Consider the following 13858-nt stretch of genomic DNA (forward strand, 5'->3'; position numbering starts at 1 on the left):
TTAAAGCGCCAGCAAACATCATGTTCTAAGGTCTTAGCAATCGCATTGATTCGTTTTTGATAAAAATTAGGATCTGATAATAGATCTTGTTGCGCTTTATCAAACCAAACCGGAATATTTGATTGACGAATGTTTTTTACAAACTCAATACATTTTTCTGTTTCCTGAACTACTATCGGTTTCTTACCAGGACTTTGTTTCAAGTTAAAAAAGTAGGTTTGATTCCAATAGTATTTGAGCATCTTTTCAGCAATCTGAACAAACGAAATCACGAAGTCGTTTCCGTCATCTTTATGCTCATAAACGATTTCAATCAAAGCACGACCCCAAGCCAACTTATATGTATTGTCGTTATTCATATTTTCAATAATGTCCAACCATAAGTTGATATAATCAATCATGCTTTACTCCTTTTCTACATACTCCAAAAAAATTCTTCTCTCGAATTTTCCATTTGAAAGAGCCTTCTTATCTTTAACTCTTTCTACTTCTTTAATATCAATACCAAATGTTTTTTGAAGTGCTTCCAGCACTTCTAACACATCTGCCATTTCTTTGATCAATTCTTCTTTTGAAGCTGCTTCTTTCACTTCATTCGCTTCTTCTAGAAGCTTGGCTTTCAAAGCATGGCGATAAGACTCTTCATCCATAATATGCATCTTACAAGTCTTGCCATCCTCCTCAATAATTTCAGGAATACGATCCCGTACAAGTTTGTTATGTATTTTTTTCACAGTCTGTCATCCTTTCAAAATAATTAGAATTAGCTCTGATTGATTTTAACTGAGCCATTAATTCCTTTAATAAATTCAAATTCTCTATAGTCAAAAGAAGAGTTCTTAAAATAATCTTGGAATAATTTGATTGTATCTAGACTTGCTGATGTAAAATATCTATGTCCCTTGTTCAGCCAAGGACTTTAAAATATCCAAAGCATTAGTTACTTGAATACTATCCATCGTTGCTAAAGGTTCATCCAAAAGTATACATTTCGGTGCCGTTTCAACAACTGAAGAAAACGCAAGCATCACAGAAAAAGCTAAAGATGTTCTCTGCCCAGTACTCATTTCATATACCCGAACTAAACGCTTATCAATTCTTCCTATATTTTCCCCTACATCAATTCTCTAGTACTTTAGTACTGTCAACTTCTTATAGAATTTGCTTTTTCGTTACCAACAACATGATTACTTTCAACATCTTCCTCATCAACATCTCTGCAAAATACATCAATGATAAACTGCTCCTCTTTGGTATAACGGCGCAGCAATTCAGCTGCCTCCTCAATAAATGGTTCCAAGCTCTTCAAAACAAGCTGGTCTTCTGGTGAAAAGTCATCAGGAATAAGAGTAATCTTTCTTAATCCATTATTTGCAGCAGACATAACCATGAATGAAACCTAGTCATTAAATGTTGATTTTTTTCTTTATCCTTTAAATGTCGAAGAACACTCCATGTTGGAAAACATTTCGAAGTGACCGGATAAGATTAATCTCATCTTTAAAGTTAACAAACTCCTTTTGATTACACAAAAAGTAGTAAGCACTGTCCTTATCTTCCAACCCATATTTTGCCTTAACTAAGTTTTCGAATTCCTTACACAAACTGATAAAATAATTGATCTTATTCTCTTCCATAACTACTGATTCAAACCGGCAAAATATTCAACGATACCATCTTCTAATTCTTCCGCATTGACACTCCCCATAGCTCAAGCAAGGAGTTTTATAGCCGCATTTGATAATATAAGCGCTTCTTTTTCATCCGAACCTCCCTTTCATTTCTTATTACGACTATTATATCATTTTAAAACAATCAGCGCTTTACAAGATTTAAAAGGAGAACAAACTGTCCTCCTTTCAAGAAAATAGCTTTTTTATTTCCAAACACGATCACGAACAAATCCCTCCCCCTCTTATACCTCGACTTGTTTGCGCCAATTATTCTATGCTGAACGATTTCCCCTTATTTTCCACATCCTTTTCGTTGATTTGATTAAAACAAGCCAGTCCACTCATTCTTTTTCTTCCAGTCGGTTTTTGAAATAAAAGAGCGCCATGCCTTCCACAATCGCGGCGATCCAGTATACGAAAAACAAGCTCGTATGCTGGACGATCCATCCCAGCCCCATCAGGACAAGGGCGTTGGCCAGCGCGGTGAGGGCGCTGATTGCCGAATAAAAACCGGCCCTGTTTTCGGAAGGAATTTGTTCCTGCATCCAAATGTCTTCCAGCGTCATGTACATGCCAAGCGCCCCTTCAAACAAGAGCACGAGGGCGATGTAGACGCCAAGCGAGCGGACTTGCGTAACGAGCACGCACACCCCGGCCAGCACGGCAAGCGTTGCTTTGATGAGCGTCGTCTGCTTCCAGCGCTTCAACAACGCGGTCGTCACGAAGGAAGCGAGCGCGAACACGCCCATGATCGCGATCATCATACTGCTGATGATAGACGCGTTTTGATGAAAGTGCTCAAGCAAAATAAGCTGCCACGTCAGGATGAACACCGCGTATGGAATCGTGAACAACATGTTGAACCCGGCCAGCCGCCGAAAGACTGGATGCGAGAAAATGGAAACGACCTCTTTCCATCCGCTTCCGTTTTCCTCCCGAATAGTCCCGTAGTTGTCTTTGCCCACGACAAGCGTCACGACGGAAACGACGCCCAGGATCGCGATGGCCAGCAGCATTGGCAAGGTGCGGGAGGCGGCGAAAAACATCGTGCACAAAAGCAAGACCCCGATGCACACGGCGTTCATGACGCCGCGCAAAACCGGAATGATTGTTTCCCGCTCTTTGAGCGCGTCCTTTTCTTTCAGCTCCTCATAGTACCAGCTTTGTGGCGATCCGCTAAAGAGCGCGTTGCCCGCGGATTTCAAAATGGCGGCTACCACGAAGACGAGAAAGTTTTTGGATACGATGAACGCGATGTAGCCGAGCATGAGCACGAACAAGCCGATCGCGCTCGCTTTCTTGCGGCCGATGCGATCCGCGATCATTCCCGAAGGAAACTCGAAAACGAGCAGCAGAAAGTCCTCGATGGACAACAGCACGCTGATCAGCCCGACACCGATCCCGCTAGAATACAAAATTTCCATGAACGACGATCCGTAGATTTTGTCGACCGCGCCATAGGCGAGCAAAATCAAAAAGTAGATCGCGTTGATTTTTTTGATTGTCATACTTTTTCTCCTTTGAATAAATACAAAAAAACCAAAGAACAAGCGTCTTCGGTTTTCATGTGAATCGTTCTATCCCCAGACTCTTCGTTCGTGTTTTCTCATTCGATTGTGCACGGTCGAGGCGCTGCGGGGACAGCGTAAAAGGAGTTTTCTTCAGTCAGGAGAAAAGACGTTACGAACAAATTCAACTGGATCGTATTTTCCACTGTAAATGTTTTCATATCCTTTCCTCCTTGTTTTTCATTACTTTACATAGTTTTCAATGAGTTGTCAACGCTTTCATAAAAAATTTTTAAAGGGTTTATCAAAATCAGAAAGAGAAAACAATTCGCAATACCGCGCCGGCTCCATTTCTCTCGAATTTATCAACGTTTTTTGAAGAATTAACGATTTCTCTCGAATAATGGATGTGAGGTTTCTGATTGACACTCCGTGTCGTTCGACTATAATGAACATTGTTCAGATTGAGGTGAGCCATGAATACGATCATCACATCCAAAGAGGAAATTTTAAAACACAGCCGCGAGCTGCTGCAAAAAAAAGGCTGGAACGCCATCAACATCCGCGCCCTCGCGACCGCCTGCCACGTGTCGGTTGGCTCCATTTACAACTATTTTCCTTCAAAGGCGGAGCTTGTATCGGAAACGATCGCAAGCGTCTGGCTCGAGATCTTCCACCAGCCCGACGAGTCGTTTCAAACGATTGAAGCGTGCGTTCACTGGATGTTTGAGCGCATGCGCTACGCCCAGAAAGCCTATCCCGGCTTCTTCACGCTGCACGCGTTCAGTTTCGCTAAGCCCGAAAAATCCGAAGGAAAGAAACGCATGGAAGAAACGTGGACACATATGGAGGCGAGCCTGTGCGCCATTTTGCATAGCGATCCCAACATCCGCCCCAACGCCTTCAACGACCACCTGTCCGAAAAACAGTTCGCCCGCGTCCTGTTTTCGCTCATGATGTCGGCGTGGCTCCGTCACGATTTCGATCCTAACGTCGTGCTCGAGATCGTGCGCCGCACCGTGTATTGAATGACTTCCCGTTGGACGGGATGTTTTTTTGCCTCAAAATGAACGATGTTCAGAAAGGAGTCCTTTTTATGAAAGTCAAAAAGAATACATTGCTTTTGATCGCCTGCCTCGTCTGGTGCCTGGCCGGCTTTAACATTTTGCGCATCGGCGTCGTCACCTACCCGCCGTATTTGACGTGGTACAACGTCCTGCTGTCCATCGTCGTGTTCGCCCTTTTCCAGCTTTTCGTCTTTGGAAAACTCGTCACCAAACACACGAAACGGATCCTCGACTACATTCAGGAACGCCAGTTCTTTTTAAAGTTTTTCGACGTCAAATCGTTTTTGATCATGGCCTTTATGATGGCGGGCGGCATCGCGATTCGCGCCTTCCATCTTTTGCCCGACGGATTCATCGCCGTCTTTTACACCGGTCTGGGCGCCTCCCTGCTGTGGGCCGGCCTGTTGTTTGGATGCAGCTACGGCAAAGCCGTCAAGAGAGGAGAATAACCAATGCGCGCCTTGTTTGAAACCACGTTCGACATCGTCTACCTTGTCACCGTCACGACGCTTGGCGTCCTCATGATCCGCCAAAGCAAGCCCCGCTCCCAGTACCGGCTGTTTGGCTGGATGGCCGTCGTTCTTGGCGCCGGCGACGCGTTCCACCTCGTCCCGCGCGCCATCGCCCTGTGCACGACAGGACTGGACCACTACACGACTGCTTTAGGAATCGGCAAATGGATCACCTCCATCACGATGACCGTGTTTTACGTCCTGCTGTATTTCGTATGGCGCAAACGCTACGCCATTCGCCAGCATAACGGCTTGAGCGCTTTGGTGTACAGTCTGGCCGGCCTGCGTATCCTGCTTTGCATGCTGCCCCAAAACGAGTGGCTCAGCGCCAGACCTCCATTGCTTTGGGGCGTGATCCGCAACATTCCGTTCGCCCTGCTCGGCTTGCTGATCATCGTACTCTTCGCGTACAAAGTGAAACAAACGAACGACAAGCCGTTTCGCTGGATGGCGCTCACGATCGTGCTCAGCTTCGCCTTTTACATTCCCGTCGTCTTGTGGGCCGAGCAAATCCCGGCCATCGGCATGCTCATGATTCCTAAGACGTGCGCCTACGTCTGGACGATTTGGATCGGCTATCGGGCGATGAAAAACGACACGCGAAGCGAATGACGCCATCGCGCACTTCCGCCACCAGCGAGCCACCCATCTTTTCCATATAGCCCCTGGCGATCGGCAAGCCCAGGCCGTGCGAATCGTCGTGAAAGCGCAGCGTGGCGTAACGCTCGAACAGTTTTTCCACATCCGTGAATCGCAATGCGCCCAAGCCGTTTTCAAACACGACCGTTCGCTCGTCGATCATGGCGATCGTGATGCCATCGGGAGCGTATTTCACCGCGTTCGCCAGCAAATTCGTAAACACCCGCGCCATCGCCGGCGCGTTGCCCGTCACGACCATCGGCTTCAGGTCGAGCGAAAGCTCGATCTGTTTTTTTTGCAGCAGCGCCCGCATCCCGACAATCGTCTCCTCGAGCACATGATCCACACGCACCTCGGTCAGGGCGAGCGGGTTGGCCTCGTCCTGCAAACGGGCAAACTCGAACAGCTCCTCGCTCATCGCCTGCAGCGCGCGCAGCCGGCCTTCCACGACCCGGACAGCCTCCTGTCGTTGATGCTCGTCGTTTTCCTGCCAAAAAAGCTGCGTGTATCCCAACGCAGCCGTCAACGGCGTTCTCAAATCGTGGGCAATCGTTCCCATTTGCTCGTTGAGCCAGCGCGCCCTTCGATCCAGACGAATCCGTTCCTTCCGGATCGTTTCCAGCGAATCGTTCAACGCGCCTGTCAGCGCGCGCAACGAGGCGTCGGACGCCACGACCGGCAGCCTTCGATTCGTTTCGGACGCCGAACAGGCGCTCCACTCTTCTTTCAAACGCCGCAACGCGTGTTTCAAACCAAGCCATTTCCACAGGAAAAAACCTGCCGCCAGCCATCCGAGCATACCGTCGCCTCCCTTTTTCTACCGCACTTCCTTGCGCGCGAACACGAGCCAGCCCGCGCCTATGAACACAATGGCTTCCACGAGCAGCTGAACCGCCAAAACAACAGGCGGACACACAAACCCGAACACCAGCTGCATCATCGCGCCGGTCGGCAGCCACGACAGCGCGGTTTCGGCCACGGCGCGAGCGTTTCCGTCTAAAAACTTCGGATTCAAAACGGACTCGTTGACCATTTCCCCGTTGACCTGCTGTTCGAGCACGAGCGTCTTTGGCGGCTCGATCAGCCGGTTTTGGATTTGAAACGCCACCAAAAACAGCGCGATCAGTCCAAGCAGGCACAAAATGACGCGTGTCGTTTTCTGGATCGGGCAAACGCTGACAAGCGTAAAGAAAAACGCCAGCGCGACAAGCGCGCTTGTAAGCACAAGAACCGTCGTTCCGATGGGCGCGGCTTCCAGCATGAACGAGCCGATGCCGATTTGCACGAGCAAAAAGAGCGCTTCGAACCACAACGTGATTCCCAAACTCGTGAGCGCGTATGTCAAGAAAACGGCGGAACGCGGCTTGCCGACGATGAGTTTGTTGCGCAAGAGGCCGTTGGCCTCGTCATTGCCTGTCCATACCGAGATCCACACGCTTTGCGCCAAAGCCACGACCGGCAGCGTGATCCACAAGCCGTCGTTCATGGTTGCCGCGTCGTTCGCGCGCGCCCCCAGCACGATGCCGGAAAGCGCGAGCAGCGCCAGCGTCACGATCCAAAACCATTTTGAATGGCGGATCCGAAATCCGTCCGCACAGAACAACCCTCTCATCGTGTCCCGCCTTTCATGATTTGCATGTACACGGCTTCCAAGTCCTCGTTGACGACCTGGATCGAGCGCACGTCGATGCCGGCTTTCGCCAATTCCAGGGCGAGCTCTCCAGCCGGACGATCCGTTTCCACACGCCAGCGGTCAGCGCCCAGCGCCTTGTACGCCAACCGGTTTCGATCCCAATAGGAAACGAGCTTTTCCGTCGGCTTCGCTTCGATTTCCACGACTGGTTTTGCGTGTTCGCCAAGTTCCTTCGCGCTCGTTTCCAGCACGATCTTCCCGTCTTTTAAAAAGCCGTACCAGTCGGCCAGCTTGGCCAGCTCGGCTAAAACGTGGCTTGAAATCAAAAACGTGATGCGATGCTCCTTGTTCAGTTTTAAAATAAGTTCCCGCAGCTCGATCATACCTTGCGGATCGAGTCCGTTGGTCGGCTCGTCCAAAAGGATGAAGTCGGGATGGCCGATCAATGCCATCGCCAGCCCGAGCCGCTGCCGCATGCCCAGCGAGAAATCGCCCGCCTTCTTCGTGCCCGGATCGTTCAGCCCCACCCATTCGAGCGCTTCCTTTTCGTGCCCGGGTTCCAGTTCGAGCAGTCTGGCTTGGGCGCGTACGTTGGATAACGCGTCCAGTTCCGGATCGAGCGCGGGCATCTCGACGATCGCGCCCATGCGCTTGCGCGCCAGGTGGATCGCCTTGTCGCCCGCGTCGACGCCAAAGAGTGAATACGTTCCGGCGTCCGGCTTTTGCAGGCCGGTCAAGATGCGGATGAGCGTCGTCTTGCCGGCCCCGTTTTCCCCAATCAGTCCGTAAATGCTTCCGGCCGGAATGTGGAGCGAGCAGCCTTTAAGCACGGGCTGTCCGTACGCTTTCTCGATATGCCGGCATACACATACATCTTCCATTGTTTCACTTCCCTTCCTTTCCATCGTACCAAAGCCCGGTTACGCTTTCGGGAAAGAAAAGGTTACGTTTTTGTTAAGAAAGATGGTAGCCAATGCCCCAAAGCGCCTCGATCCGGTCCTGACCGGTCAATGTTTTCAGCTTCGCGCGCAAACGCGACATGTGCACTTTGAGCGTGGAGGCGCTCATCAACACATCCTGGCCGGCTAATGTATCGAGCAGGGCCGTCCGGGTCATCGTCCCGTCGTGCGCCTGCATCAAGGCGGACAGGATCTTTGTTTCGATGGGCGTCAGCCGGATCGTTTGGCCGTCATGCCTTGCCTCGTTTTGAACGAGAGCGAGATCGTGGTATCCAAGCGTTTGTTCGCGCGTGGTGTCGACAGGCCGCAAGTGGACGCGAACACGGGCGACGAGCTCCTTCAATTCGAAAGGCTTGGTCATGTAGTCGACGGCGCCCTGAAGCAGCAGCTCGACTTTGTGGTCGAGGTCGCTCTTGGCGCTTAACACCACCACGGGAACCGTCCGGATGGCGGACAGCACGTCCTCGCCGGACAGTCCGGGAAGCATCAGATCCAGCACGACAAGGTCGACGGGCCGGCTTCGAAAGACGAGGAGCGCCTCGCTGCCCGAATACGCCCGCCAGGTGGCGAATCCTTCGTTTTTGAGCGCGGCTTCGATCATGTTGCCAATGTATTCGTCGTCTTCGACGATCAATATCGTTTTCATAGATTTATTGTATACCGAACGACGCCGGTCTGCCTGACTTTTTTCAACCGTCTCATTGCATGTCGTTTTTATTTTGGCTAAGCTGAAGAAAAAGAGGTGAAACCATGGCAAACGAGTCCAAAAAAGATTTCAACGCGATGCTCGACGATCCGAAAGACATGCCGAAAACCGTCGTCATCACGGATCCCGAAAGCATTCGAAAGTACGGCGGAAGCCGGATGTTTTTCGCGCCGCCCAAAACGTACGACATGCTTATGAAGCAAGTCCCGTTCGGCCAAGTCGTCACAGTCGGCGTCCTGCGCGACGTTTTAGCCCAAGCAAACGGCGCCGACTTTACCGATCCCATCACGGCGGGCATCTTCGTTTCGATTGCCGCCTGGGCGAGCGAGCAGCGCGACTTTGACAAAACGCCATACTGGCGAACACTCAAAGCCGGCGGCGAGCTCAACCCGAAGTATCCCGGCGGCGTTTTGGCCCAAAAACAACGGCTGGAAGCCGAGGGTCACGTCATCGTCCAGAAAGGACGCAAACACATCAAATACTTTGTGCAGGACTTCGAGTCCGCTCTGTTCCCGTTCCAGTAAAAAGCCCGGAGTGAAATCCGGGTCTTTTACTCTTTCCATTCGATGGTGTCCTCTTTCGGCCATTCGATCGTGTCCCCCACCACGAGATCGTGCTCGAACGCCTTTTGCGTGTTTTGTTTGAAGTCTTCCGGCACGTCGTCGTACGACACGTCGACCGTGTATTTCTCCGACCGGTCGATCCAGTCCACATAGCCTTCATATTTCACTTTCAACTCGATGTCAGCCTCGATTTTCTGGAAGCGGCCTTCCTCGTCCAGCCAAAACGTAAAATCGCAGCGGCTCATATCGTAGTCGGTCATGCCGCCATTGATTCTTTGTTGCTCCTCCAACGCGAGCTTGTTGAATTGCGGCATGGCACTCTTGCGCAAGGAAGCCTTCACTTTTGATCCGTCCTGCTCCCACGCAAATTCGCTTTTCAGTCCAATGCACCGTCCCTCATCGTCCAGCCGCATTGGAAACCTCAAATACGATTCCAAAAACCGGGTATACGGGTCCTGCTCGGCATCATGCACCGGATACGTCTGCACCGACTTGACTTCAAAGACACCATAGGCGAGAATCCCGGTCATTTCCTTGATTTGATCCTTTGTCTCTTTTCTCAAAGTCTCGAATGTCGTCAGATTGCTTGTTTCCGTCGGCGTATTCGTTTTAGTCCATGTATATTCATATTGCGCTTCCGGCGTCTTCCACACCATTCCAAGAAAACGCATGCCTTCCGGTTTTTCATACGTTGTCCGCATCGAGTACGAAGACGTCGCCTCCACGTTCTTTAACGCGTCCATCATCGTTTTTGTCACATCGGCCGACTCGGCGCTGGCGCAGCCGGCCAAAAACGCCACGCAAACCAGGCCGATGATTGCTCGTTTGATCGTTTTCATCGTTTTCCCCTTTCAACTGTTTTTCGGCAAAGGAAATTCCCCTGCCGGCTGCGGGATGCCTTCTCCATCCCATGGCACGTTGTCCCCGATCTGAAGGTCTTGGCCCAGCAGCGCTTTCGTTTGTTCACGCACCTTTTCATTGCCTTGGTCGTAGGCGAATCCGATCTCGGTTTCGACACGATGCGATTCGGGTTCACTGTCTTTTTTGGAAAACGTGTAATCCTGCACAATGTCCGCCTTGACCAGCTCGCCCTGCCCGTTCAAATGGAACGTGTAGTCGCACTGTTTCAAGTCGAGCGTTTTCAAATCCATGCCAAGATCGTGCCATTCCTGCACGATTCCCTCGTTCAGTTCGGGAATGCGCTTTTTTTGCAAGGTGGCCCGGTATGTGTTGTCTTTTTCAATCGTCCAGTCGAAAAAGTCTTTCAACCCGTCCACGTTCGACTCGGCGTCAAAGAGAAACGGAAAGCGGACATACTCATACACATTGCCCAAATACCGGAAACGCGCCTGCTCGGTTTGGTCGATCGACTGCACTTCGAACACGTCAAAGCTCCATTTCCCCGACACCGTTTTGGCATGGCTGGTGTCAAAGCGCGAAACGATCCGATGCCATGGCGAGTCGATGTAGCTGTACACTTCGTCCTTGTCTTTCCACGTTTCATAAAAGATCTCGTAGCGCGCGTCGTCTTCCGTCACCTTTACGTGCATCGTGTACGACTCGGTTCGCTCCATCTTTTCAAACATCGCCACCATCCGTCCCGAAACCGCGGCCGGATCAGGTCTGGCGCACCCGCACACTAGCAAAGCCGCCAGCGCCGCTTTCATGATCTTCATTGTTCTTCTCCTTCTTTTTTCCACTGCCCTGCCGCCGCTATATAGCGCGTATGCGGTTCCAGCGGCATCGGCCCGCTTTGATGGCCATCCAGCGTGATCGTCCACGTGTAGTCGCCTTTTTCCAGCCAGAACGCCTGCTCCAGCCGATTCGCTCCTTGCAGCCAGTCCCGCACCCGCGCGCTCTGGCTCGCCACCATCTTTCCATCGCGCCACACTTCGATCGTGACGACCTCGTCTTTTGAAAAATCGTCTTCCAGCGTTAAATCCAAATAGTAAGTTTGCCACGCGTGGCCTTCCTCGTCCAGCCGGTCCAGATTTTGCTGCAGGACGGCCACGGAATGATAGCCTTCCTTGATGTCGCGGCCGACTTCTTCGCTGAGCTGTTCGGCGGTGATCGTCTGCTCTTGGTCCCCGCTTTGCCACGTCAGCGCGTTCGCGTTGGCAATCAACGAAAGCAGGAGAAGCGCGTTTTGTTTCGTGTACGCCTCGTTCATCATGCGCTCTCCCTCGACGATCAGCCTCGTATCGTCCAGTTCCATCGTGTAGCCGCCGATCCAGTTGGACACGCGCATCGTTTCCAGCAGACGGGACACGCCCGACACGTCCCCCACGTACTCGACGCGGCGGGCGTACAAGGCGGCCAGCTCGCTTGAAATCGCCTGGTTGTTTTCCCACGCCGTCCAGCCGCCCACGTCCACTTTCGCGACGCCGCTATTGGCTGTGTAAACGACCGTTTCCGGCGCCTGCTGCGTGCCCGGCACCGTGTACACTTCGGCTCGCACGCGCCCGTCGTTTTCACTCCACGCCACCCGGGACACTTTGCGCCCTTCCACGTCGCTGGCCACTTGCAGCACGACGTCGTCCAGTTTGACGTCCACCGTATAGCCCAGCGTGGCGGGATCGGCTTTCGTTCCCCAGCCAAACACCCAGACGCCGGTTATGGCGCTGACGGCCAGCAACGCCACGCATACCGCCACGATCACGTTGCGACGGCCTTTTTTGCGCACTTTCTTCAAGTAATCGACTTCGATGGCGTCCTCCATGGCGCTTTCTTGTTCCTCGCGCATTCGTTCAAGCGCTTTTTGGCAGCGCGGACAATGCGCCAGATGGTCCTCGATGAGCTTGTCGCTTTCCGGACTCGTCAAATGGTCGATGTAGTTTGGCAGCAAGTCGTTCACTAGCGCGTGCAGTTTTTCATGCTCCATCTTCCTCCAACTCCTTTCTTAGCTTTTCGCGGGCCCGGTAGTACTGGACGCGGGCGGCGTTTTCACTGACCGACAACACTTCGCCGATTTGGCGAAAGCTCAAGTTGCCGTATATGCGCAAATACAAGATCTCCCGGCTCGCTTCCGGCAAGTTGTGCAGCCGCTTCAGCAGCTCGACTTTGTCGATTTCCTCCCCGAACGAGCGGGCCATGAACGACTCGTCGAGCTCGAGCAGCTCGGGATTTTTCCTGCGCCAAATCGCGTACTGGTTTTTCGCGATCGCGCAAAGCCACGTCGAGATCTTCGACTCGCCTTTGAAGCGGTGAATGGATTGCACCGCCTGGTAAAACGTTTCCTGCGTCAGCTCCTCGGCCACATCCTCCCCCGTGCCTAGAGAAAGAAGGTAGCGATAGACGAAGCGCGCGTATTTTTCATAGATCTCGTCCAACTCTTCTTCCTCCTTTCATCTATCGGTACGCTTTTTTCCGTTTTCGTTACAAACTTTTTTCTTTTTTAATCCAGAGCCTCGACGTAAAAGCTCACCGGCCGAAACCCGTCGTTGCAGCTGAGCATAACCGTGTGCTTGTCTTTCATCCAGCCTTCGTAAATGTCGCCGCCGCCATACGCCAGCGTCATCGCGAACGGGTAAATCGTCTGCCAGGCACTGTCGCAAAAGCCTTCCGGTTTTCGCAGGTTCTCGACGATCCAGCTTTGTCCGACCTCGATCGTGCACGCTTCCTCAAGTTCGTTTTCAAATCGTTCCATCAAGTCGCGATGCTCCACCTGCTTCATCGCTGTGATTCGAATCGTTTTCATCGTTTCCCTCTTTCTTTTTCCTTTTTAAAAGTGCTTTCATTCCGCGCTTCTTTTGACTATAATCTCATTGTATAAGAAAAGGTGCTTTAACGAAATCGTTATATTCTTTTCATAGACGAACCAAAGGAGGAAAACATGGCTGGAATTTACGATGAGGATACATTCTTTACGAATTACGCAAACATGGAGCGCAGCCAGGGACTCGAACACGCGGGCGAGTGGAAGCAGCTGCAAGCGCTGTTTCCCGACGTATCCAATCAACGGGTTCTTGATTTGAGCTGCGGGATGGGGTGGCATGCCCGTTATTTTGTCGATCATGGGGCTCGCTTTGTGCTCGCTCTTGATCTCAGCGAAAACATGCTTGCCAAAGCCAGGGCGCTGCATCGCTCGCCAAAAATCGAATACCGGCAAGCCGACTTGTCCAGCTTTTCGATCGAAGGCTCGTTTGATTTCGTGTTCGCGAACTTGTGCCTGCACTATTTGGACGATCTTTCCACGCTGTTTCGCCAGGTTTACGCCACGCTGGAAAAAGGCGGTGTCTTTTTATTCAATATCGAGCATCCGGTATTTACCGCCGGCGATCAGCAGTGGATTGGCGAAGACACCAACCATCCGGTATGGAAAGTGGATGCGTATTTTCAGGAGGGGGCGCGGAAAACCCGCTTTTTGGATTGCGAAGTCGTAAAATACCATCACACGCTGACGACGCTGCTGAACGGGCTTCTCCAAACCGGCTTTACGCTGGAGGCGGTGGAGGAGGTCGTTCCTTCGTCAAAGCTTCTTGATCCGAAAACCTACGCGCTGGAGATGCGCCGGCCGATGATGCTGCTTGTCAAAGCGCGCAAATAAAAAGCGAAGCTTTCGTTTTCTTCGCTTTTTTGTTTGCCGGATCCATAGAAAA

The 13858-nt window shown here is 51.5% G+C and carries 17 protein-coding genes and 1 pseudogene; 5 read left to right on the forward strand and 13 right to left on the reverse strand.

Features of this window, described 5'->3' with window-relative positions; translation table 11 throughout:
- The 4 genes and pseudogenes from ABNS49_RS13055 to ABNS49_RS13070 form a co-directional block, all read right to left on the reverse strand.
- Window positions 1-401 (reverse strand): annotated as a pseudogene (locus ABNS49_RS13055) (HNH endonuclease); the annotation flags it as partial.
- A gap of 3 nt (window positions 402-404) precedes the next feature.
- A complete protein-coding gene (locus ABNS49_RS13060) occupies window positions 405-734 on the reverse strand; it encodes a nucleoside triphosphate pyrophosphohydrolase (protein ID WP_288341772.1) in 330 nt (109 codons plus the stop codon).
- A 410-nt stretch (window positions 735-1144) separates the two neighbouring features.
- On the reverse strand, window positions 1145-1384 hold the full coding sequence (locus ABNS49_RS13065; protein ID WP_288341771.1) for a hypothetical protein: 240 nt from the start codon (window positions 1382-1384) through the stop codon (window positions 1145-1147).
- Window positions 1385-2014: 630 nt separating this feature from the next.
- Entirely contained in the window at window positions 2015-3181 is a 1167-nt protein-coding gene (locus ABNS49_RS13070) for an MFS transporter (RefSeq protein ID WP_288341770.1), read from the reverse strand.
- 476 nt (window positions 3182-3657) lie between these two features.
- Between ABNS49_RS13070 and ABNS49_RS13075 the strand changes: the two genes are divergently transcribed.
- The 3 genes from ABNS49_RS13075 (at window position 3658) to ABNS49_RS13085 (ending at window position 5372) form a co-directional block, all read left to right on the forward strand.
- Window positions 3658-4209: a TetR/AcrR family transcriptional regulator gene (locus tag ABNS49_RS13075; protein WP_288341769.1), complete on the forward strand. Its 552-nt coding sequence runs from the start codon at window positions 3658-3660 to the stop codon at window positions 4207-4209.
- Window positions 4210-4277: 68 nt separating this feature from the next.
- Window positions 4278-4697 carry a hypothetical protein gene (locus ABNS49_RS13080; RefSeq protein ID WP_288341768.1) on the forward strand — a complete coding sequence of 140 codons (420 nt, stop codon included), beginning with the start codon at window positions 4278-4280 and terminating at the stop codon, window positions 4695-4697.
- A gap of 3 nt (window positions 4698-4700) precedes the next feature.
- Window positions 4701-5372, forward strand: coding sequence for a hypothetical protein (locus tag ABNS49_RS13085; RefSeq protein WP_290092272.1), 672 nt, complete (start codon window positions 4701-4703; stop codon window positions 5370-5372).
- On the opposite strand, the gene ABNS49_RS13090 is transcribed toward ABNS49_RS13085, so the two are convergent.
- The 4 genes from ABNS49_RS13090 to ABNS49_RS13105 form a co-directional block, all read right to left on the reverse strand.
- Complete coding sequence (locus ABNS49_RS13090; protein ID WP_288341766.1) at window positions 5299-6198, reverse strand: HAMP domain-containing sensor histidine kinase; 900 nt, start codon at window positions 6196-6198, stop codon at window positions 5299-5301. The genes ABNS49_RS13085 and ABNS49_RS13090 overlap by 74 nt on opposite strands.
- An 18-nt stretch (window positions 6199-6216) precedes the next feature.
- Entirely contained in the window at window positions 6217-7011 is a 795-nt protein-coding gene (locus ABNS49_RS13095) for a hypothetical protein (RefSeq protein WP_288341765.1), read from the reverse strand.
- Window positions 7008-7913 carry an ABC transporter ATP-binding protein gene (locus ABNS49_RS13100; protein WP_288341764.1) on the reverse strand — a complete coding sequence of 302 codons (906 nt, stop codon included), beginning with the start codon at window positions 7911-7913 and terminating at the stop codon, window positions 7008-7010. The genes ABNS49_RS13095 and ABNS49_RS13100 overlap by 4 nt, the downstream gene beginning before the upstream one ends.
- A 73-nt stretch (window positions 7914-7986) precedes the next feature.
- Window positions 7987-8637 carry a response regulator transcription factor gene (locus ABNS49_RS13105; RefSeq protein WP_288341762.1) on the reverse strand — a complete coding sequence of 217 codons (651 nt, stop codon included), beginning with the start codon at window positions 8635-8637 and terminating at the stop codon, window positions 7987-7989.
- Window positions 8638-8741: 104 nt separating this feature from the next.
- Between ABNS49_RS13105 and ABNS49_RS13110 the strand changes: the two genes are divergently transcribed.
- Complete coding sequence (locus ABNS49_RS13110; protein WP_288341760.1) at window positions 8742-9221, forward strand: MGMT family protein; 480 nt, start codon at window positions 8742-8744, stop codon at window positions 9219-9221.
- 26 nt (window positions 9222-9247) lie between these two features.
- On the opposite strand, the gene ABNS49_RS13115 is transcribed toward ABNS49_RS13110, so the two are convergent.
- The 5 genes from ABNS49_RS13115 to ABNS49_RS13135 form a co-directional block, all read right to left on the reverse strand.
- Window positions 9248-10099: a hypothetical protein gene (locus ABNS49_RS13115; RefSeq protein WP_288341758.1), complete on the reverse strand. Its 852-nt coding sequence runs from the start codon at window positions 10097-10099 to the stop codon at window positions 9248-9250.
- A gap of 12 nt (window positions 10100-10111) precedes the next feature.
- Window positions 10112-10936 (reverse strand): hypothetical protein, encoded by an 825-nt coding sequence (locus ABNS49_RS13120; protein WP_288341756.1) that lies wholly within the window; start codon window positions 10934-10936, stop codon window positions 10112-10114.
- Complete coding sequence (locus tag ABNS49_RS13125; RefSeq protein WP_288341754.1) at window positions 10933-12141, reverse strand: zf-HC2 domain-containing protein; 1209 nt, start codon at window positions 12139-12141, stop codon at window positions 10933-10935. Before ABNS49_RS13125 ends, ABNS49_RS13120 begins: the two co-directional genes overlap by 4 nt.
- Complete coding sequence (locus ABNS49_RS13130; RefSeq protein WP_135980638.1) at window positions 12131-12589, reverse strand: sigma-70 family RNA polymerase sigma factor; 459 nt, start codon at window positions 12587-12589, stop codon at window positions 12131-12133. The genes ABNS49_RS13125 and ABNS49_RS13130 overlap by 11 nt, the downstream gene beginning before the upstream one ends.
- Before the next feature lie 65 nt (window positions 12590-12654).
- Complete coding sequence (locus tag ABNS49_RS13135; protein ID WP_288341750.1) at window positions 12655-12957, reverse strand: TIGR04076 family protein; 303 nt, start codon at window positions 12955-12957, stop codon at window positions 12655-12657.
- Between the two features lie 135 nt (window positions 12958-13092).
- Here ABNS49_RS13135 and ABNS49_RS13140 point away from each other — a divergent pair, with 135 nt between their 5' ends.
- On the forward strand, window positions 13093-13806 hold the full coding sequence (locus tag ABNS49_RS13140; protein WP_348688277.1) for a class I SAM-dependent methyltransferase: 714 nt from the start codon (window positions 13093-13095) through the stop codon (window positions 13804-13806).
- The last annotated feature ends 52 nt before the right edge of the window (window positions 13807-13858 follow it).

The organism is uncultured Dubosiella sp. (genome assembly GCF_964018005.1).
Lineage (GTDB): Bacteria > Bacillota_I > Bacilli_A > Erysipelotrichales > Erysipelotrichaceae > Dubosiella > Dubosiella muris.